Source organism: Bradyrhizobium sp. UFLA01-814 (assembly GCF_046718885.1).
GTDB lineage: Bacteria > Pseudomonadota > Alphaproteobacteria > Rhizobiales > Xanthobacteraceae > Bradyrhizobium > Bradyrhizobium elkanii.
In genome coordinates, this window is the sequence record NZ_JAQOSR010000045.1 from 12,143 (window position 1) to 32,565 (window position 20,423).

Sequence of the window (20,423 nt, forward strand, 5' to 3'; positions counted from 1 at the left end):
GGATCAGTTCGGCACGTCGGCGAGCTTCTCGATCGCCGATTTGTGCAGGTCGCTCTGCTGCTGCAGCAGCGAGGCGATTTGGGTGTAGGTTCGCGTGATCTCGATCATGCGGCTCATCTCGACGACGGAATTGACGTTCGACTTCTCGATGAAGCCCTGGCGGATCTGCGCCTTAGTGTCCGGCAGCGCCTGCGTGCCTTCGCCCGGCGCGTAGAGGTTGGAGCCTTCCTTCAGCAGGCGCTGGGCCTGCGCGAACGAGACGAGGCGCAGCTTGCCGCGGATCGAGTCGAGGCGGGACGTGCCCTCGAGCACGCTGATGTTGCCGTCGGTGGCGATGTTGACGTCGTGGTCGGTCTGCTGGAACGTGATCGGGCCGGAGGTGCCGAGCACCTGGTAGCCCGAGGCGGTGACGAGCTGGCCGCGACTGTTGATCGCCAGATTGCCTTCGCGGGTGTAGCGCTCGCCGCCCGGCGTCTGCACCACCAGGAAGGCGTTGCCGTCGATCGCGACGTCGAGCGGGTTCTTGGTCTCTTCGGTCGGGCCCTGCGAGAAATCGTGGAAGGTCGCGCGGTCCTGCACGAAGGAGACGCGGCGGTCGGAGGACGCGAAATTGTCCTCATGCGCGTTCGAGGACAGATATTCCTGGAACAGCGACCGGTCGGCCTTGTAGCCGTTGGTGTTCATGTTCGCGATGTTGTTGGAGACGACATCCATCTGCCGTTCCAGCACCATCTGCTTCGATAGGCCGACCAGAAGGGTATTCTGCATCGGTGGTTCTCCCCTGTGAGGCGATCCGAATGCAGGTTCTCCCAAACCTTCACGCCGGACCCGTCGGTAACCATTGGGTTCTCCCAAACCCTCAGGTCACGCCGTCCTCTCAGCGAAATCCGTGCCAACTCGGAATAGTGTGTTATTTGAATGGCTTAGGTGTTTTTCCGGGTGCGGCACGGGGCGGCAGAAAGGTCTTGTTGACCATGTTTGCCCGGCAGTTTTTTCCTAGTGGATGGTAAATCCTAAGCTTCCGTTAACCATTATGACCCTAGCGTTGCCATTATTGGGGCGCGTGTGCGCCGGCGGCATTTGTATCGCGTCTTCAAGCCAGGGCTGGTGCCAATCGCGTTCGCATCCTTCTGGGTGAAGCGAGCGGACGATGGCGGACGAGGAAAAGACGGAGAGCGGCGAGGGCGCGGCCGCTCCGAAGAAGGGCAAGCTCAAACTGATCATTGCCGTCGTCGGCTTCCTCGTCGTGCTCGGCGCGGGCGCCGGCGGCTGGTTCTTCTTCATGCGCGGCCACGGCGAGGAGCAGCACGCCGAAGCGCCGCCGCCGAAGCCGCCGAGCTTCGTCGACGTGCCGGACATGCTGGTCAATCTGGTCGGCGCGCCCGGCGAGCGCGTGCAATATCTCAAGCTGAAGCTCGTGCTCGAGGTCAAGGAAGAGAAGCAGGTCGAGGCGATCAAGCCGGCGCTGCCGCGCGTCACCGACCTGTTCCAGACCTACATGCGCGAGCTGCGCCCGAGCGACCTCAACGGCTCGGCCGGCCTGTTCCGCCTCAAGGAAGAACTGACCAAGCGCGTCAATCTCGCGCTGGCACCGAACCAGGTCAACGCGGTGCTGTTCAAGGAAGTCGTGATCCAGTGACGGGGTGGATGTAAAGCCATGGCCGGCAACGACCAGATGGACCAAGACGCCATTGCGGCCCAATGGGAAGCCTCGCTCGATTCCGAGGATCCCGAGGCGGCCGCGGCGGAAGCCGCCAAGAACGAGCTCACCGAGAACATGGCGCTGCAATGGGCCGCCATGGTCGAGGACGGCAGCCGCGACTTCGGCGGCAAGAACACCAATGGCGAGCGCGTGCTGTCGCAGGAGGAGATCGACAATCTCCTCGGCTTCACGGTCGGCGACGTCAGCCTCGACGACCATTCCGGCATTCGCGCCATCATCGATTCCGCGATGGTGTCCTACGAGCGTCTGCCGATGCTCGAAATCGTGTTCGACCGCCTGGTGCGGTTGATGACGACCTCTTTGCGCAATTTCACTTCCGACAACGTCGAAGTCTCGCTCGACCGCATCACCTCGGTGCGCTTCGGCGACTACATGAACTCGATCCCGCTGCCCGCGGTGCTCTCGGTGTTCAAGGCGGAGGAGTGGGAGAATTTCGGCCTCGCCATGGTCGACTCCAACCTGATCTATTCGATGATCGACGTGCTGCTCGGCGGCCGCCGCGGCCAGACCCAGCTCAAGATCGAGGGCCGGCCCTACACCACGATCGAGACCAACCTCGTCAAGCGGCTGGTCGAGGTGGTGCTGTCGGATGCCGAGCAGGCGTTCCGGCCGCTGTCGCCGGTGACCTTCACCATTGACCGGCTCGAGACCAACCCGCGCTTTGCCGCGATCAGCCGCCCGGCCAATGCCGCGATCCTGGTGCGCCTGCGCATCGACATGGAAGATCGCGGCGGCAATGTCGAATTGCTGCTGCCCTACGCCACCATCGAACCGATCCGCAACGTGCTGTTGCAGATGTTCATGGGCGAAAAATTCGGCCGCGACCCGATCTGGGAGGGCCATTTCGCCACCGAAGTGGCGCAGGCCGAGATCTCGGTCGACGCGGTGCTCTATGAAGCCGATATCCCGCTGAAGGAGCTGATGAAGCTCAAGGTCGGCGACACCCTGCCGCTGGATATCCGCTCCGACGCGCTGGTCTCGGTGCGCTGCGGCAACGTCACCCTGACGGAAGGGCGCATGGGCCGGGTCGGCGATCGCGTCGCGATCCGCGTCACCAAGAATTTGCGTAAACCCCAAACCACCTTCGCGATGTTCGAGAAGGCGGACGAGCGGACCAAGATGATGGAGGCACCATGAGTCATGTGCTTGGACTAGCAATCGAGAGTCTGGTAGCCGTGCTGCTGATGCTGACGATCGGCTATTGCTGGCTGCTCAACAAACGCCTGCAGCGGCTGAAGGCCGACGAGCATTCGCTGAAGGCGACGATCGCCGAACTGATCACCGCGACCGAGATCGCCGAGCGGGCGATCGGCGGGTTGAAGCACGCGGTGCGTGACGTCAACGAGAACCTCGGCAACCAGCTCGATGCCGCGACGCAGATGTCGGCGTTGCTGAAGAGCCAGCTGGCGGAGGGCGACCACGTGGTGCGCCGCCTGTCCAAGATCGCGCTGGCCGCGCGGCCGTCGGAGCCCGCGCATGCACCGGCACAGGCAGTTGCGCCCACCGCGCCAGCGGCGCCGGCGCCCAGGGTCTCGGCCGCGCACGCAGTTGCCGCGGCGGCTGAAGCCTTCACCGAGCGCAGGAGGGCCGGCGGCCTCGCTGCATGAAGTTGCTTCGTGACATCAGAGTGATGCCCGTGGTGCTGGTCGCGATCTTCGGCCTGATGGTGCTGAAGGTTGCCGGCCTCGTGCTCGATGGCGGTTACGTGTTTGCCGACGATACGCCGCCGGCCGGCGCAGCCGGCCCGTCTTGGGCGCAGCAGAACTTCAACTTCCCCGGCGCCGGCAAGGCTGTGGTTGTTGACAGCAAGATCAAGGGCGATCCCGGCGACATCACGGGATCGGTCGAGCACAAGGACGCCAAGAAGGACGAGGCGCCGAAGCCGGCCGCACCGGCCGCGGAGCCGTCCAAGCCCGATGGCGTTGTCGTCAATCTGGATGCGCCCGCGCCGGTGTCGGCGTCGGAGCGCGCGATCCTGGAACGGTTGCAGTCGCGCCGCCAGGAGCTCGAGACGCGCGCGCGCGAGGTCGAGATCCGCGAAAGCCTGTTGAAGGCCGCCGAGAAGCGCATCGAGGCCAAGGTCGAGGAGGCCAAGGCCAATGATGCCAAGGCGAATGCCGATGCCGCGGCAAAGGCGGAAGCCGATGCCGCGCGTTTCAAGGGCATCGTCACCATGTACGAGAACATGAAGCCGAAGGACGCCGCAAAAGTGTTCGATCGTCTGGAAATGAACGTGCTCTACCAGATCGCCTCGCAGATCCAGCCGCGCAAGATGTCCGACATCCTCGGCCTGATGCAGCCGGAAGCCGCCGAACGGCTCACGGTCGAACTCGCCCGTCGTGCCGGCGGCGACAAATCGGCCTCGACCGACGACCTTCCCAAGATCGAAGGCAAGATGCTCACGCCGAAGACGAATTGACGGGAGCTATCGGGAAGTCCGCCAATTGGTGGTGGCCTCTTCAGCCGTAAGCCAGATCCGGCTTAACGCCGGGTTGCCTGCATCTCATCCAGATCATCGCAATCAGGGTCGCGCACATGAACGGACCGACGGGCACGAGCGCGACCGGGTAGGTGAACCCCGCCAGGACAAGCACGCCGAACCCGATCCGGAGTTCGGAGCGATTCGAGAGAAGCGAGCCGTGTTCGGCCATGGGCGCGTTCATGAGAAAGATGAGCGCGAGAGCCAGTAGCGCCGTATCGTAGATCGCGAAGTAGGGAGAGACGAGCAATGTTGCGACGAGCAGGCTCGCGGCCTTGACGGCGAAGCTGACGTTGCGGCGCCATATGATCAGCATCCACGTCGCGGCTGCGGCAGCGACCGCGACGTGCAATGCGATGGCCGATCCGTAGCCAAAGCCGGCAAACCGAAGCAAGCCGTAGACGCTCTGCAGCTTGTACCAAGCCAGCGTGCCGGTGAGATGGAACTGCGTCGTCGCGAAGATGGCTGCCTCACGGAACCCCTCAAAAGTGTCCCAGCCGAAGGTAAGCCCGGTGAGCAGCATGAGCACCGGTACCACCAAACTGGCTGTGATGAAGACGGTCCAGCGTCCAGTAGCTATCAGAACGAGGGGAAGCAGGACGCCATATTGCGGCTTGAAGATCAGCAGCGCGATCAGGAAGCCGCTGACGATCGGACGCCTGTCCAGCGTCAGCAGAATGGCGCCGAGCAGCGATGCCGCGAGCAGGGAGCTCTGGCCGACAATGAAATCGTAGAGGACGGCCGGCACGGCGAATGCCAGCAGCAGTACGGCAAAGCGCGGCCGGATGGCGGAAACAACGAGCGCCCAGCACAGCAGCTTTGCGGTGCTCCAGATCCAGAACGCGGTCGGAAACGGCAGCAGTGCCAGCAGTGCCGCCGCAAAGAAAAAAAACGGCGGGTAGAAAAACGGTATCGGCACCTCGTAAACGGGGAACGGAGCCTGGTTCAAGCTGGGGTGTATTTGAATGATCGCTTGCCGCAACCGCGGCCAATCGTAGGCGGTGGCGGCATGGCCATCGAGAGCCATCTGCCCCGCGCTCCAAAAGCATGAAAAGTCGAGCCCGGTCGCGCCGGTACCGTCAACGACTTTCGGTAGCACGCAGTACAGGGTAAAGCCCAACACGATGAGGCAGGCAATGGCCAATGCACGGTCGTATCCGCTGCGCTCCGCACGGGCGCGCACCATTCCAAATCCGTTCATGAAACTGCCAGAAACTAAGAATTGCTTGAAATGTAAGCGTTTGTATACCGCAACTGGCGGTGGCGCAAGCGAGTGGCCGATCTCCATGCGGCGTTGGGTTAATCGCCAGAGGTTCCGCGCATGCCCGGTGGATCGGGGGTGACCCTCTCGATGCAAAGACGGAAGCCGACGCCATCGGCTTCAGGGGCATCGTCATCACGTACGACAAAGGTGCAGTCGGAGGCGCTGCAGCGCCATGTGCCGGCTGGCAGACGAGGATGTTCGCTGTCTCCGGTCATGCGGGCTCGATGGGATCTCAGCGAAGCCAAACGCGTATCGACGCCGAGAGGTGTCTGATTGCGATCTTATCCCAATGCGAGATGCGGAGGTCTTTTGCGCTCTGCCCGATGGGCACGATCGCCACCGGGCACCCGGGTTATGGTAGCCTTAACCGGTAGCGTTAAGTTGCAGCCGATTTGTCATTCTGGAATTGAAGTCGCTATGTCTCAAGGTGGTGTTTCAGGAATTGCCGATGCTGAAAGACATGCCATGGCTCACCGCGCCGCGCGCCCGACTGTATGTGAGTGGCGTCGCTATTGTGCTGGTGCTGACCCTTGCGAGGTCGCTTTTGCTATTTTATCGCGATGGCGGCTATGGCGCGAATAACTTTCTGCTCGGCTCGGACTTCCTGACATTCTGGGCAGCGTCGCTCCAGGTGTTAGCCGGGCATCCCGCCGAGGTTTATGTACCCGAATTGCATCTGCTCGCGGAGGCTCCATACCTTCGAGAGGGCTACGAGGCGTTCTTCTATCCGCCGACGATGCTGCTCTTGTGCGTGCCGCTCGCGCTCGTGCCGTATTTCGTCTCGCTGTTCGTATTTATTGGTATCACGGCGGCGTCGTTCGCCGCGGTGATCTGGCGTATCTTGCGAACGCCCTGGTGCCTGGTCGCGATCCTCGCCTATGCGCCGGTCTATCTTAATGCCGTGGCAGGGCAGAACGCCTTTCTGACGGCATCGATCCTTGGGTGCGGTCTCAACATCATGGACCGGAGGCCGAAGCTCGCGGGCGCAATCCTCGGGCTGATGGTGATCAAGCCGCATTTGGCGCTGGCCGTGCCGATTGCCCTGATCGTCACAGGTCGCTGGCGCACGCTGATCTGGGCAGGCCTGTCGTCGATTTCGCTCGTCGTGCTGTCCGTGCTGCTGTTCGGCCTGGATACGTGGCTCAACTTCCTCGACGTCTCTCACTCGGCCCGACAGGCTCTGGAGAACGGCGACGTCGAGTTTTCATTGCTGCAGAGCGTGTACGCGACAGCGCGCCTGCTCGGGGCCGGCGTCAACACGGCCTTTATCATTCACGGCCTCGTGGCGCTGGGCATGGTGTGTGTGCTGGTCTGGATGTTGCGTCAGAAGATCAGTGCTGCCACTGAACGCTCGATCATCGTGCTCGCCTGCCTTCTGATTACGCCGTTCTGCCTGTTCTACGACATGCTCATCATGGCGCTGCCGCTGGCCTGGATGCTCCGCGAGTGGTTGAAGGTCGGCTTTCCGGCCTGGTCGAAAATGGTGCTTGGCGTGACGTTTCTCGCGCCGATGGCCTTCTACCTACCTGTCCTCTATCAACTGTCGGTCGTGAAGCCGCTGCCTTTTGGTTCTCCGGTCATCATTCTGTTCTGTTGGTTGCTGGTCCGGGAGAGCACGCAGACGCGGCAAGCGGCGCATAGCGAGCGAGAGGTCGCGGCGGTCTGAGTTCGGAGCACCTCACCTTGCGCTAGGTCGCCAATCGCCGCGCCGGCGGCGACAAATCGGCCTCGACCGACGACCTTCCCAAGATCGAAGCCAAGATGCTCACGCCGAAGACGAATTGACGGGGGCTGCCGTCAGGTTTTCGGGAGCGGAGACCGGTGCAGATGGACAATCTTCCAATCCGGGCCTTGCTTCGCGATCACGAATGTGACGCGGCCGAGGCTGCTATAAGGCTGGCCATCCTTCATGACCCCGGAGATGGTGTCGAACCCGGCGAGCACCACCGTCCTCTCGTCGATCAGGAGAGTCTCCGCGCTTTGCAGCGCCACGGTGTTGGGGCGCGAATTGAGGATTGTCGTTTCGAAGTATTTGCGGATTTGCTCCGGCGTCGTCATGACGACCTTGCCGAACGTTCCGATCATGGTCGCTTCCGGGGCATAGAAACTGACGATACCCTCAAGGTCGGCGTCAGCGAAGGCTTTGCTCCAGCGCTCAACGAGCTGCGCTGCGTCCTCCTTCGGATCGGCTTGGGCAATCGAGACACTCATTAAAAGAGCAAGAATTGATAGTGGCTTTCGCATGGGTGTGATCCTCTCAAAAGAAATTATTGTAGAACAATCGGAAATCGGGTGAGGCAGCAGGGCTGCTTCCCCGTTGCGATAAATCATTATTGCCAATCAACAGGGCGGCTTGGCCGCTTCGATGTCCGTCCGGCCGAGTTCGCCAAGTCGCCCCGGTCCGGTGCAATGGACCAGCGGGCACAAGGCTTCCGCAAATCGCCGGCCTGATGGTCGCGATCCTTCGCCGACATAGGCGGAGCAGGGCGGCTTGTGGCCCCCTTCTTGTGGCCCCTTGGCGTACATCCGCGCCGAACGCTTTCAACGCCATTGCAACAGAGCCATCACAGACATTGCCAAATTGCTTGATGCGAGTCTAGCATTGGCGTGGGGAAGGCGAGCGCGACTTCGCTGTTTTGGAGCCTTCCGTGATTGCGGTCGCATGGACCGCGGCCTGAGTTGATTGATTGAATTGCTCATTTGTGCCGGGCGCGAAGCTGCGCCCGATCAGACATTGAATTTTTAGTCACCAAGAAATTTCGAGGAAACCAATATGCGTAGCCTGTTCATGATGCTTGTCGTCATCGCCACCACCAATCTGGCATGGGCCCAATCCGAACTGGTCAAACGGGGCGACTACCTCGTCAACGGCATTCTGGCTTGCGGCAATTGCCACACGCCCAAGGGACCGAACGGCGATGTTTTGGAGAAGGCGTTCTCGGGCGGAGGATACTGGGACGAGCCTCCCTTTACAGTGCATGCCGCCAACATCACGCAAGACAAGGAAACAGGCATCGGAAACTGGAGCGATGCCGATATCAAAAAACTGCTGCGGACCGGGCAAACCCCAAAGGGTGTGCATACCGCGATGGTCATGCCGACCAGCTTCTATCACATCCTGACGGAAAATGATCTCGACGCGGTCGTCGCATATTTGCGTACGATCACGCCGGTCCACAACAAGGTGCCCGATCCGATCTACAAGGTCCCTCAAGTCGAGAACGTTCCGCCGGGCGGCGAGAACGCGTTCGCCGAACCGATGATGAGCGACAAGGTGCAGAAGGGATTCTATCTCGTCACGATCGCGCATTGCATGGCGTGCCATACGCCGATTGGACCGAGGGGACGAGAATACAAGAGCAGCCTTGGCGCCGGTGGCGTCAAATTTTCCGGGCCGTGGGGAATCTCGGTTTCACGCAACATCACGCAGAACAAGACCAATGGAATCGGCACATGGAGCGACGATGAGATCAAGCGTGCGATCACCAAAGGTGTCAGCCGCGATGGCAGCCGTCTCGGTCGACCGATGGGATACCACTACTACGCCCGGATCAGTCCCGATGACCTCGATGCCATCGTGGCGTACTTGCGCACGGTACCCGGCAGCGCGGAGTAAGCCTCGTTACAAGGACAAATCCTGTCCGGTCATAGTCGCGGCGGCCCCTGGCTGACTCCAATTCTGCAAGGATAGCGCGCACCGCTATCTGCGCAGCTAGGCGGCGCTCGGAACAAGCTTCAGCTTCAAACCGAGCGCTTTTGTCGCCTTGTTCAGGGTTTCAATAGTCGGATTGCCGCCGGGCCGGAATGACTTGTAGATCACTTCGCGGCTTAAGCCAGTTTCGCGTGAAAACTGCGATACGCCGCGAGCTCTGGCGATGTCGCCGATAGCTGTCGCGATGAACGAGGGATCGTCCTCTTCCAGCGCCGCTTCGAGATAGGCGATCTGCTGCTCTAGCGTCTTCAGATGATCCTTGATGTCGAACTTGGTCGTCTTTAGCGGCATCTCAAATCTCCTTCACCATCTTCTGGGCCGCCTTGACGTCCTTGCTTTGGGTTCGCTTGTCGCCACCGCAGAGCAGGAGCACGATGGTTCTGCCTCGACGCGTGAAATACACCCGGTAGCCGGGGCCGTAATCGATCCGCATTTCGCTTACGCCTTCGCCCACCGATTTAACATCGCCTGGATTTCCGAGTTCGAGACGCCGGATGCGTGCGCCGATCCGGGCGACCGCTTTCATGTCGGCTAGCGAGTTGAGCCAGTGCGCAAAAGCGTCGGTCTGAACGACCTGGATCGTGTGTATTATCATACACGACGCGGTCGATTTGTCAACTATAGTACACAGCCATTTCGTGGCAGCGGCCGGGTCCGAAACAATCCGTTGACGTTAACAGGTCCTTAACGCCGCCCGATCCAAGATCGGGAGGCGTGGGCGAGGCGCTTCGCGCTTGGTGTGGCTGGGGTCCCGAGAAGACGTTTCGAGATGGCGCGAACCGCTGCCGCTGGAACATGGTCGCTAGGCCGCGCCTGGGCGCGGACCGCGCGTCTGTGCCTGCTTGCCACCGCCCTTGCGCTTACAACCCTTACCTATCCGACTGCGGCGCGGGCCGAAGACGCGGTGCCGGGTGAGGCGACATTCTCCGCCGCGAACGGCTATGCCCGGCTGGTGCTGAGGCTGAAGGAGGATGTCGAGTCGGAGGTCACGACCGCCGGCTCGATCATCGTGATCCGCTTCAAACGTCCGGTCGATATTCCCGTCGAGAAACTGCAGGATGCGGTGCCGGATTATGTCGGCGCCGCGCGCCGCGATCCCGACGGCTCGGCGATCCGCCTGTCGCTGGCGCGTCGCGTCAGCATCAACACCATGACCGCCGGCGAGCGCATCTTCATCGACTTCCTGCCCGACAGCTGGACCGGCCCGCCGCCGTCGCTGCCGCAGGAGGTGATCCGCGAGCTTGCCGAGCGCGCCCGCGCCGCCGAGCGCCTGCTGCGCATGCAGCGTGCCACCGACGCCGCCAGGAAGAAGCCGCCGGTGCGCGTTCGCGCGCTGGTGCAGCCCACCTTCGTCCGCTTCGTGTTCGAGGTGCCCGACGGGGTCAGCGTCTCCTCGGTGCTGAACGAGCAGAAGTTGACGCTGTCGTTCAATTCGGTCCTGACCTTCGACCTTGCCGATGCCAAGGTCGCCGCCCCGCCAAATGTCGCGTCGATCAGCGCGCGCGCCGACACGGACACGTCGGCAGTCGACGTGTCGCTGATTGGCGATGTCGACGTGCATTCGTTCCGCGACGAGAAGAGCTACATCGTCGATGTCGCCTTCCAGCAGAACGAGCAGCAGGCGGCAAAGCCCTCGCTGAGCTCATTGTTGCCGACGCCGCGCGCCAAACCGAAAGGCGCCGCGGCGATCGCGCCGGTGACATCGGAAAGCATCGCCCAGCAGGCCAAGATCGAGATCAAGCCCGAACAGTCCAAAACCGAGCCGGCGAAACCCGAACCGGCGAAGTCCGAACCTGCCAAGTCCGAATCGCAGCGCTCCGAGCCGCTCAAACCCGAGCAAGCCGCCGGCGAGCAACCGGCGGCCGCGCCCGCCAAAACGGAGCAGCCCCGATCGGAGTTGTCCGATCCGGAGCTGCCGAAAATCGCGGCCGCACCAGCGGCCAACGCCGAGAACGCTGCCGCGCCGACGCCGCCGCACGAGGGTGGTGCCGGCTCCGTGGCGGAGCCGACCACGGCGCCCGTGACCGACGCGCCGATGCCGGTGCCCGCTGTCGCCGCCGCGCCGGCGACGGAAGCGCCGAAGGCGGCCGCGGCGCCATCGCCGCCTGTCGCCGAGACCCGTTCCGGCGGCAAGCCCACTGTCGAAGCCCAGCGCGACAGCGACGGCTTGCGCGTGACGTTCTCATTCCCCGGCGCGACGCCGGCGGCGTTGTTCCGCCGCGCCGATACGGTTTGGATGGTGTTTGACACCGCTGAGGCAATCGACGTCGATCCGGTCCGCGCCAAGGCCGGCTCGCTGATATCAGATGTCAGCCGGATCGCGCTGGACAAGGGCCAGGCGGTGCGCTTCCGCCTCAACCGGCCGCAGATGCCGTCGCTCGAAAGCGATGACCGCTCGCGCGGCGTGAGCTGGACGCTGACCTTTGCCGATCGCGTGCAGAAGCCGCCATTGCCGCTCACCGTGGTGCGCAACATCTCGGAGCCCTCGCTCGCCAATGTCAGCGTGCCGCTCGCCAATCCGGGCCAGCTGCACAGACTGATCGATCCCGACGCTGGCGATACGCTCTGGGTGGTGACCGCGCCGCCGCCGACCCGCGGCATCATCAAGCGGCAGGATTTCGTCGAGCTCTCGCTGCTGGAATCGATCCACGGCGTCGTGGTTCACCCCAACGCGGACGACGTCAAGGCCGAGGTCGGCGCCGACAAGGTGATGCTGGGCCGGCCGGGCGGCCTGACGCTGTCATCGGCCGACGTCGCAGCCGAGCGCGCGACCGCGGCGGTGAAGCCGTTGTTCGATCCGGACGAGTGGCGCAAGAACCAGTCGGAGACGTTCCTCAAGCAGCTCGATGGCCTGATTGCGGCGGCCGCGTCGGCCAATGCCGAGCAGCTGCCGCAGGCACGGCTCGATCTCGCCGACTTCTACATGGCGCGCGGCATGTACCAGGAAGCCCATGGTGTCACCAATCTGATCCTGTCCGAGAGCAAGCGCGGCAGCGAGACGGCGTCGGTGGTGATGGTGCACGCGGTCGCCAGCATCCTGATCGGACACCCGGCGCAGGGCCTGAAGGATCTCGCCAATCCGGTGATCGGCAACGGTTACGATTCCCAATTGTGGAAGGGGCTCGCTTTCGCCCGCGAGGGCAAATGGGCCGAGGCGCGCGAGAAGTTCAAGAACGCCGAATTCGCGGTGGCGACTCTGCCGCCCGATTTGCAGCGCATCGTCACCATGGACTCGATGAAGGCCTCGCTCGAGGTCAAGGACTATGCCGGCGCCGCGCGACGCAAGAGCGATCTCGACGTGGTCGGCGTTCCCGGCGAGCTGAAGCCCGCGGTTGCGGTGCTGCGCGGCCGGCTCGCCGAGGCCCTCGGCCAGGAGAAGGATGCGCTCGACGCCTATCGCTTCGCCGCCAATTCGGCCGATCGCCAGGCTGCCGCCGAGGGCAGGTTGCTGGAGACGCTGCTCAAGCAGAAGCGCGGCGAGATCGGCCGCGACGATGTGCTGAAGGAGTTCGAACTGCTGTCGATGCTGTGGCGCGGCGACAATATCGAGCTGAAGACGCTGTATGTGCTGTCGAAGATCTACGCCGAGACGGCACGCTATGCCGACGCCTTCGCGGTCACGCGTGCCGCGACCCGGCTGCAGCCGAACGCGCCGGAATCGCGCCAGGCGCAGGATGCCGCCTCGGCCTTGTTCGTGCAGCTCTACCTCGGCCCCAGGGGCGACGAGATGTCGCCGATCGATGCGCTCGGCACCTTCTACGAATATCGCGAACTGACGCCGATCGGCCGCCGCGGCGACGAGATGATCCGCCGTCTCGCCGACCGCCTGGTCGGCGTCGATCTGCTCGACCAGGCCGCCGACCTCTTGCAATACCAGGTCGACAAGCGGCTCGAAGGCGCGGCCCGCGCCCAGGTCGCGGCGCGCCTTGCGATGGTCTATCTGATGAACCGCAAGCCCGACCGCGCCATTGCCGCGCTGCGCTCGACGCGGATCGCGGATCTCTCCGGCGAACTGCGTCAGCAGCGTCTGCTGCTCGAGGCGCGCGCGCAGAGCGACGTCGGCCGGCACGATCTCGCGCTCGACATCATCTCGAACATCACCGGCCGCGAGGCAATCCGGCTGCGCTCCGACATCTATTGGGCGTCGCGGCACTGGCGCGAGGCGTCCGAGCAGATCGAGCTCTATTATGGCGACCGCTGGCGCGACTTCACCCCGCTCAACCCTGGCGAGAAGGCCGACATCATCCGCGCCGTGGTCGGCTACGCGCTTGCCGAGGACGCCATCGGGCTGTCCCGGTTCCGCGAGAAATACGCGCCGCTGATGTCCGGCGATGCCGACAAGCTCGCCTTCGACTCGGCCAGCAAGCCGGTCGCGACGTCCAGCGCCGAATTCGCCCAGATCGCGCGAATGGCGGCCAGCGTCGACACGCTCGACGGCTTCATCCGCGAGATGAAGACCCGCTTCCCCGACGCCACCGCCCGCGCGCCATTGCCCGATCCGGTCGCGACCGGATCGGTGACTGACAAGCCAAAGGCCGCGCCGGTGAGCGCGCTGCCGGCGATCAAGGGCGAGCGCCGCGCCAGCGCGGCGCAGTAGCAGCGCAGGGGCTCACGGCCCGGCAGACACCCACGCGGTGGAAATGATCCCGGTGGCGTCGAGCGCGATCCGCCAATGCGAGGCGCCATTGGCGTGTCGCACACTGTAGACATCCTCGCCCTGCGCACCGACGCCGAGGAAGCGTGTGGACTCGATCGCGCCGAGATCGGCGAGGAAAGGCTGCAGGTGTGGCAATTGCTCGCGGGTCGCTGCGGCGAGCGCGGGGGTCATGTCCCGATAGTCGGGCTGTCCCGATGCGACCCCCTCGATCAGGCGGCGGAGTGCGGCCTCGGTTCCGGGAGCCGGCGACTGGTTCTTCACACGCTCCGCGGTGTGATCCGCAATCTGCTTCGCGCTTGCAGCGTCGATGCGCGGCATCGGCTTGTCGCCATTTTGATGCAGGATCAGCGACGTCGCCTGACCGTCAGCCGCGATGACAAAGCTGATCTGGGCGTTGACCTCCCTGGCGAAAAACTCGGTCTGGCTCTCCGCAAAGAACGCTACGGCACGCTGCCCGGTGAGCTGTACAGCCAGGTGGTGATCCTCGCGCATCACACTGAGGACGGCCTGCTCGCTGAGCTGGTAGAAGCCGGCATAGCCATCGAGCACCGCTGTCGCGACTGCGATCTCTTGCCGCACCGCGTCCGGCGGCGATTGCTGAGCGGGAGCCGGCACGTCGGCAGATCCGCCGGCGGCCTGTATCCGCGCCGCCAGCGTGTTCCAGTCGCGCTGGCCGAACAGTTTAGCGATCAGCTCCAGGCTGTCGCTGTGGGTGAGGGGGATCGATTTGGCGCCGAGCGCTTCGCGCAGCGTCTGCGCCATGGTCTTGGCATCACGAAAGTCGCGCATGGGATCAACCTTTGCATCGACGAACGGAAGGCGTCAGGGGCTTGCGTTGCTGACCCGTTCGTGCGGGCAAAGGAAGCCTGAAACATGGCTTGATACATTCACCGTCCCCGGGCGGGGTGCAAGCGGCGGGTGGTATCGACCCTGCCAAATGTTCGCCGGGGACGAGCATTTTGTCAATTGCAACTGGTTGTGATCGCACGCGTGCTCTCGACATCCTGCCGTCAAATCGGCAACCATGGCGTCCGTTGCAAAGCGCCGGGAGGACGTCCTTACATGAGCAAGCCGATCAAGACCGAAGCCGAACTCATCGAGATGGCGCGGGCCGAGTTGAAAGCCCATGCCGACTGCCCCGACGGCATCGACATCTCCGTGCTGCGCGACGGCGGCAGCTGGGAGTTTCGCGCCAGCGCCAATGACGCCACGGTGGCGAGGCCCGGCTATCCCGAATGCGTCGCGATGCTGGTGCAGATCGGCGACCACCTCAGCAAGCAGTATGACGTGACGGAGTAACGGCGACCGCGAAGCTGGGGGATCGATGGACCGCATCGACGCCATGAAAGTCTTCGTCGCGGCGGTCGACGAGGGTAGCCTTGCCGGTGCCGGCCGGAAGTTGCGGCGCTCGCCGGCGGCGATCAGCCGGGCGATCGCTTTCCTTGAGCATCATGTCGGCGCCGAGCTGTTACATCGCACGACACGCTCGCTGAAGCTGAGCGATGCCGGCCAGCGCTATGCGGCGGCGTGCCGGCGCATTCTCACCGAGCTCGAGGAAGCCGACATCTCGGCCGGCGGCGAGCGGTCGGTGCCGCGCGGCACGCTGACCGTCACCGCGCCTGTCGTCGTCGGCGAGGACGTGCTGCGGCCGGTGCTCGATGCCTTCATGACGCAATATCCGGCGGTGTCGGTGCGGCTCGTGATGCTCGATCGTACCGTCAATCTGATCGACGAGGGGATCGACGTCGCGCTGCGCATCGCCCATCTCGCCGATTCCAATTTCATCGCGATCAAGCTCGGCGAGGTGCGCCGCGTGGTCGCGGCATCCCCCGGCTATCTCGCGCAGCATCCGCTGATCAGCGAGCCGGCGGACCTGGCGAAGCACCAGATCATCGCGATGACGCATTTCGGGCTCGACTCCTGGAGCTTCCCGCCGGCAGCGAAGTCGAAGATCGCGCGCGCCGTCCAGTTCGCGCCGCGGCTGGTGGTCAACACGGTGCGCGCGGCGGTGGCCTCGGCCAGCGAAGGACACGGCGTCACCCGGCTGTTCTCGTATCATATCGCCGAGGAAATCCGCGACGGGCGGCTGCGGATATTGCTTGCCAAGGACGAGCATCCGCCGTTGCCAGTGCATCTTTTGGCGCCGCAGGGCCGCTTCGAGGTGCCCAAGGTGCGCGCCTTCGTCGATTTCGCGACACCGCGGCTGAAGCGCTATTTCGAGCGGCTGTCGCGCGAGGCCAGCAAGGCCGGCGCGAAAGCCCGATGACGCCAGTCGTTCGCGCCGCGGAAGAGTGTCTGCCGAATAGCGGGCATTCGCGCGGAAAGCGGATGTATCTAGTTTCCTCTCCATCGAAGCGGCGCAGGGTCGCTTCAGCAACAGATGGAGAGAGATCATGGGTGCAGAGCAGAAGGTTGCCGTCATCACCGGTGCGTCGCAGGGCCTCGGCGAGGCCATCGTCAAGGGCTATCGCGACCGCAACTGGCGCGTCGTCGCCAATTCCCGCAGCATCAAGCCGTCGACCGACAGCGACGTTCTGACCGTCGCCGGCGACATCGGCGATCCCGAAGTTGCCGACCGCATCGTCAAGCAGGCGCTCGGGCGCTTCGGCCGCGTCGACACGCTGGTCAACAACGCCGGCATCTTCCTGGCCAAGCCCTTCACCGACTATACCGACCAGGACTACGCGCAGGTGCTGGCGACCAATCTCAACGGCTTCTTCTACATCACCCGGCGCGCCGCCAGGGAGATGGAGAAGCAGGGATCCGGGCACATCGTGCAGATCACGACCAGCTTGGTCGATCACGCCAACAGCAACGTTCCCTCGGTGCTGGCGTCGCTGACCAAGGGCGGCCTGAACGCCGCCACCAAGTCGCTCGCGATCGAATATGCCGCCAAGGGCATCCGCGTGAACGCGGTCTCGCCCGGTGTGATCAAGACACCGATGCACGCGCCCGCGACGCACGACTTCCTCGCCAAGCAGCATCCGGTCGGACGCATGGGTGAAGCCAAGGACATCGTCGACGCCGTGCTGTTCCTGGAAGGCGCGGGGTTCGTCACCGGCGAGATCCTGCATGTCGACGGCGGCCAAAGCGCCGGCCACTGACGAGTGTGATCACGGCCTCGGCCCAATCGAACCGCGCACCTCTCCCGATCGGGAGCGGTGCGCCGCGATCGCCGTGAACGATTGCTGCGATCGCAACTAATCATTTTTCACGAACGGCCGGAGCGCCTACTGCGATGTCCATGTCAGCTAATGTCGATCATCACCGGCGCCATCATCACGCCGAGCCGCACCGGGACGCAGGCGGGCCGCTGTGGCTGTCCGCGGCCGCGGGGCTCTGCGCCTCGCTGGTCGGGCTCGGACTGGCGCGCTTCGCGTATACACCGCTGATCCCGGCTTTGATCGCCGCAAAGTGGTTCACGCCGGCGGAAGCGGTCTATCTCGGTGCCGCCAACCTTGCCGGCTATCTCGCCGGCGCGTTGATCGCCCGCGATCTCGGCGCGCGCATCGGCTCGGTGTGGGCGCTGCGCGGCATGATGGTGCTGGCCGCCATCACCTGCTTTGCCTGCGCGGTGCCGATCTCCTTCATCTGGTTCTTCGGCTTCCGCTTTCTCGCCGGCGTCAGCGGCGGCGTGATCATGGTGCTGGCGGCGACGGCGATCCTGCCGCATACCGCACCCAGCAAGCGCGGCTTGATCGGCGGCGTGATCTTTGCCGGTGTTGGCCTCGGCGTCGCCGCGTCCGGCACGCTGGTGCCGCTGTTGCTGCAGCAGGGCGTCAAGCAGGCCTGGTACGGTCTTGGCGTGTTGTCGGCGGTGCTGACACTGATCAGCTGGAAGGCGTGGCCCGCCGAAGCTCCTGCCGCGCGTAATGTGACGGAGCAGGCCGTCGCGTCGCACGGTGTGCGCTCGCCGCTAGTGATCGCGCTGTGCCTGGAATACGGCCTCAACGCGCTGGCGCTGGTGCCGCACATGGTGTTCCTGGTCGATTTCGTCGCGCGCGGGCTCGGGCAGGGGATCGCGGCGGGATCGCATTACTGGGTGCTGTACGGCATCGGCGCCGTGGTCGGACCGTTGCTCACGGGACACCTCGCCGATCGCGCCGGCTTCGCCGCGGCGCTGCGTGCGGCGTTCCTGATCGAGGCCGTTGCGGTCGCGCTGCCCGCCGTGACGAATTCGCCCGCCGCACTGATCGTGTCGAGCCTGATCGTCGGCGGCTTCACGCCCGGCATCGTGCCGCTGGTGATCGGCCGCATCCACGAGCTGATCCCGCATTCGGCGGCGAGCCAGCGCTCTGCCTGGGCGCAGGCCACCACGACCTTCGCGCTGTTCCAGGCGGCGGGCGCCTACGGCCTGTCCTGGCTGTTCGCGCACAGCGGCGGCGACTATGCGCTGCTGTTCCTGATCGGCGCGGCCGGAGTGACTGTCGCGCTGGCGATTGAATTATTCAGCGTTGTCGGACTGCGGCACAAGTCCAACTAGCCGCGCAACGTTTTGGTCAAGACAGCGACGAGGCGATCGACATCGGCCTCGTCGTTGAAAACGTGCGGCGAGATCCGCATCCGGCCAAGCCGCAGCGCGACATGGATGTTCTCGGCGGCGAGCCGCGCGATCAACTCCTTCGGGATGCCGCCTGGCATGCCGAGGCTCAGGATGTGCGGCGCGCGCATGCTGCGCGCCGGCACGTCGAGTCCGAGGTCACGCACGCCGTCGGCAATCCGCTCGTTGAGCATCGCGAGCCGTGCGCTGACGGCAGCGGCGCCCCATTCCGCCATCATCTCCATGCCGATCGAGGCCATCTCCAGCGTGATGAAATGATCGCGCTCGCCCATGTCGTAACGCGTGGCGTTGTCGACATAGGCGAGATCGCCGAAATAGACCGGGTTCTCGGAATTCACGTTGCGGCGGCCGCTGGAGGTCTGCTCAAGCGGCACGCCGTTCTGGTGGCGTTTTGCAATGTAGAGGAAGGCGCGGCCGTAGGGGCCGATCAGCCATTTGTAGGTCGGAAACATCACGGCGTCGGGGTCGAGCCTCGTCACGTCCATCGCCACGACACCCGCGCTCTGCGTCGCATCGATCACGAACATTGCGCTGTGCTGCCGCAGCGCGGCCTGCACCTTGTCGACGTCGATCATGCCGCCGTCCGACCAGTGCACCGACGAGATCGAGGCGAGGCCGACCGGCGGCGCGCCTGGCCGCTCGATCGCCCCGAGCACGGCCGATGTCCAGTCGCCGTCGGCGGGCTGGCGCACGGTGTCGACGACGAAGCCCTGCGCCTCGGCACGGGCGTGCCATTCCAGCACCGGCGAGGAATGGTCGTTCTCCAGCACGATGACGCGCGTGCCGCGCGGAATGTTCAGCGCCTTCGCCACCGTCGCGACGCCGTAGCTGATCGCGGGGATCAGCGCGACATCGTCGGGTGCGGCATTGATCAGACGGGCCGCCGCGCACCGGGCGCGCTCATGCTGGCGGCTAGCGAAGCCGGGATCGATCGTCCAGGGCTGGCCCTTGCGTCCCACCGCCGCGCGGCCGGCGTCGAGCGTCTTCAGCGGCAGCGGACTGTAGGACGCCGAGTTCAGGTAGCAGACCTCGCGTGGAATCTCGAACAGATGGCGCTGGGAAGGAAGCATGTCGTCTCGTTGCTGGAATTTGCGAGGGATGGCGTGACGCGGAGGTGTGCGCTCAGCCGTCATACTGGTCCGGCCCCATCGCCCATGGCGCCTGGTCGTAGCCGTTGGCGAAGGTGCGGTTGGTCTGCGCCGGGTTGCGGTTGACCAGCGGCCGCAGATACATCGGGTGGGTGGCGCTGCGCACCTCATGCTCGACGGTGAACAGATGCCGGCCGCCGGCCGGATCGACGATGTCGCAGAAGCGGTACTGGTATTGATTGTCCTCGCGCGAGACCAGATTGCGCTCGCGCAGCCGCTGATAGGGGCCCGAGAAGTCCGTGATGTAGATCTGGATGTGATGGCCGTCGAATTCGCCCGGCGCCGCGTCGCTCTCGCGGAATTGCAGATACTGATCCTTGCCGACTTTTGCGCGCGCGACGACGCCGTCACCGTTCACAACGCTGGCGGGGATGCCCATGATCTCTGGATAGAACCGGCTGATCGCCTCAGCCGTGCCGCGCGGCACCTCGAACTCGACATAGGGCATGCCGAGCGCGATACGCCCGAACCGTTGGGCGTCCGGTTCAAAGCAGCGTAGCCGGTTGCCCCAGGGGCAGGTGGCCTCGACGTGATCGTTGCGCTCGCGATAACTGAACGCGGTGCCTTCGAGCTTGGGCGCGACCGAAGCGAGCCGTTGCAGCAGGGCCTGCCGCCCGCCAATCACGATGCCGGTGTGGCCGCGCAGCACCTGCGGCCGGCCGCTCGGCAGATGAAACTGGCTGCGGCCGGCATTCACCCACATGTTGCTGTCGGAGACCATCAGATAGGGATCGCGGGTCAGCCCGATGCCGGCGACGTAGAACAGCGCGGCGAGGCGCTGGTCGGGTACCTGCACATTGACATGTTCGAGATGGATGGCGTTGCCGAGGTCTTCTGCGGCGCGGTCGAATGGTTGCTGCACGGCGCGGCTCCCTGGAT

Annotated in this window: 19 protein-coding genes; 11 read left to right on the forward strand and 8 right to left on the reverse strand. The window is 64.3% G+C overall.

Annotation, left to right across the window (positions count from 1 at the left end):
• Window positions 1–3: 3 nt before the first annotated feature.
• The gene (gene flgF / locus PMN64_RS16015) at window positions 4–768 is read right to left on the reverse strand and encodes a flagellar basal-body rod protein FlgF (protein WP_411781315.1); all 765 of its coding nucleotides are present in this window, start codon (window positions 766–768) and stop codon (window positions 4–6) included.
• A gap of 382 nt (window positions 769–1,150) precedes the next feature.
• On the opposite strand from flgF, the gene fliL reads away from it, so the two are divergent.
• Genes fliL through PMN64_RS16035 form a run of 4 tightly spaced genes read left to right on the forward strand, consistent with a single transcriptional unit; the run spans window position 1,151 to window position 4,142 of the window.
• Window positions 1,151–1,639, forward strand: coding sequence for a flagellar basal body-associated protein FliL (gene fliL / locus PMN64_RS16020; RefSeq protein WP_028339793.1), 489 nt, complete (start codon window positions 1,151–1,153; stop codon window positions 1,637–1,639).
• Window positions 1,640–1,657: 18 nt separating this feature from the next.
• Window positions 1,658–2,860, forward strand: coding sequence for a flagellar motor switch protein FliM (gene fliM, locus PMN64_RS16025; RefSeq protein WP_028339794.1), 1,203 nt, complete (start codon window positions 1,658–1,660; stop codon window positions 2,858–2,860).
• The gene (locus PMN64_RS16030; RefSeq protein ID WP_411781316.1) at window positions 2,857–3,330 is read left to right on the forward strand and encodes a DUF6468 domain-containing protein; all 474 of its coding nucleotides are present in this window, start codon (window positions 2,857–2,859) and stop codon (window positions 3,328–3,330) included. The genes fliM and PMN64_RS16030 overlap by 4 nt, the downstream gene beginning before the upstream one ends.
• Window positions 3,327–4,142, forward strand: coding sequence for a MotE family protein (locus tag PMN64_RS16035; protein WP_411781317.1), 816 nt, complete (start codon window positions 3,327–3,329; stop codon window positions 4,140–4,142). The genes PMN64_RS16030 and PMN64_RS16035 overlap by 4 nt, the downstream gene beginning before the upstream one ends.
• 40 nt (window positions 4,143–4,182) lie before the next feature.
• Here PMN64_RS16035 and PMN64_RS16040 read toward each other — a convergent pair whose 3' ends face one another.
• Window positions 4,183–5,388, reverse strand: a complete 1,206-nt coding sequence (locus PMN64_RS16040) for a glycosyltransferase family 87 protein (protein ID WP_411781319.1) — start codon at window positions 5,386–5,388, stop codon at window positions 4,183–4,185.
• A gap of 526 nt (window positions 5,389–5,914) precedes the next feature.
• Here PMN64_RS16040 and PMN64_RS16045 point away from each other — a divergent pair.
• On the forward strand, window positions 5,915–7,132 hold the full coding sequence (locus PMN64_RS16045; RefSeq protein WP_411781320.1) for a glycosyltransferase family 87 protein: 1,218 nt from the start codon (window positions 5,915–5,917) through the stop codon (window positions 7,130–7,132).
• A gap of 131 nt (window positions 7,133–7,263) precedes the next feature.
• Here PMN64_RS16045 and PMN64_RS16050 read toward each other — a convergent pair whose 3' ends face one another.
• Window positions 7,264–7,710, reverse strand: a complete 447-nt coding sequence (locus tag PMN64_RS16050) for an SgcJ/EcaC family oxidoreductase (protein WP_411781321.1) — start codon at window positions 7,708–7,710, stop codon at window positions 7,264–7,266.
• Between the two features lie 529 nt (window positions 7,711–8,239).
• Between PMN64_RS16050 and PMN64_RS16055 the strand changes: the two genes are divergently transcribed.
• Complete coding sequence (locus tag PMN64_RS16055; RefSeq protein WP_411781322.1) at window positions 8,240–9,082, forward strand: c-type cytochrome; 843 nt, start codon at window positions 8,240–8,242, stop codon at window positions 9,080–9,082.
• 96 nt (window positions 9,083–9,178) lie between these two features.
• On the opposite strand, the gene PMN64_RS16060 is transcribed toward PMN64_RS16055, so the two are convergent.
• Together PMN64_RS16060 and PMN64_RS16065 are read right to left on the reverse strand one after the other, a co-directional pair.
• Window positions 9,179–9,469 carry an addiction module antidote protein gene (locus tag PMN64_RS16060; RefSeq protein WP_028339801.1) on the reverse strand — a complete coding sequence of 97 codons (291 nt, stop codon included), beginning with the start codon at window positions 9,467–9,469 and terminating at the stop codon, window positions 9,179–9,181.
• Window position 9,470: 1 nt separating this feature from the next.
• A complete protein-coding gene (locus PMN64_RS16065) occupies window positions 9,471–9,773 on the reverse strand; it encodes a type II toxin-antitoxin system RelE/ParE family toxin (protein WP_411781324.1) in 303 nt (100 codons plus the stop codon).
• Between the two features lie 174 nt (window positions 9,774–9,947).
• Between PMN64_RS16065 and PMN64_RS16070 the strand changes: the two genes are divergently transcribed.
• Window positions 9,948–13,775 (forward strand): tetratricopeptide repeat protein, encoded by a 3,828-nt coding sequence (locus tag PMN64_RS16070; RefSeq protein ID WP_411781325.1) that lies wholly within the window; start codon window positions 9,948–9,950, stop codon window positions 13,773–13,775.
• A gap of 12 nt (window positions 13,776–13,787) precedes the next feature.
• Here the strand turns inward: PMN64_RS16070 and PMN64_RS16075 are convergent, their stop codons facing one another.
• Window positions 13,788–14,624 (reverse strand): glyoxalase superfamily protein, encoded by an 837-nt coding sequence (locus PMN64_RS16075; protein WP_411781326.1) that lies wholly within the window; start codon window positions 14,622–14,624, stop codon window positions 13,788–13,790.
• A gap of 273 nt (window positions 14,625–14,897) precedes the next feature.
• Between PMN64_RS16075 and PMN64_RS16080 the strand changes: the two genes are divergently transcribed.
• The 4 genes from PMN64_RS16080 (at window position 14,898) to PMN64_RS16095 (ending at window position 18,318) form a co-directional block, all read left to right on the forward strand.
• The gene (locus PMN64_RS16080) at window positions 14,898–15,134 is read left to right on the forward strand and encodes a hypothetical protein (protein ID WP_411781327.1); all 237 of its coding nucleotides are present in this window, start codon (window positions 14,898–14,900) and stop codon (window positions 15,132–15,134) included.
• A 25-nt stretch (window positions 15,135–15,159) separates the two neighbouring features.
• Window positions 15,160–16,101: a LysR family transcriptional regulator gene (locus PMN64_RS16085; RefSeq protein ID WP_411781328.1), complete on the forward strand. Its 942-nt coding sequence runs from the start codon at window positions 15,160–15,162 to the stop codon at window positions 16,099–16,101.
• Between the two features lie 127 nt (window positions 16,102–16,228).
• Window positions 16,229–16,939 (forward strand): SDR family NAD(P)-dependent oxidoreductase, encoded by a 711-nt coding sequence (locus tag PMN64_RS16090; RefSeq protein WP_411781329.1) that lies wholly within the window; start codon window positions 16,229–16,231, stop codon window positions 16,937–16,939.
• Window positions 16,940–17,073: 134 nt separating this feature from the next.
• Window positions 17,074–18,318, forward strand: a complete 1,245-nt coding sequence (locus PMN64_RS16095; RefSeq protein ID WP_411781330.1) for a YbfB/YjiJ family MFS transporter — start codon at window positions 17,074–17,076, stop codon at window positions 18,316–18,318.
• Here PMN64_RS16095 and PMN64_RS16100 read toward each other — a convergent pair.
• Entirely contained in the window at window positions 18,315–19,466 is a 1,152-nt protein-coding gene (locus tag PMN64_RS16100) for an aminotransferase class V-fold PLP-dependent enzyme (RefSeq protein WP_411781331.1), read from the reverse strand. The two genes, PMN64_RS16095 and PMN64_RS16100, sit on opposite strands and share 4 nt — an antisense overlap.
• A 52-nt stretch (window positions 19,467–19,518) precedes the next feature.
• On the reverse strand, window positions 19,519–20,406 hold the full coding sequence (locus PMN64_RS16105; RefSeq protein ID WP_411781332.1) for a hypothetical protein: 888 nt from the start codon (window positions 20,404–20,406) through the stop codon (window positions 19,519–19,521).
• Window positions 20,407–20,423 lie beyond the last annotated feature (17 nt).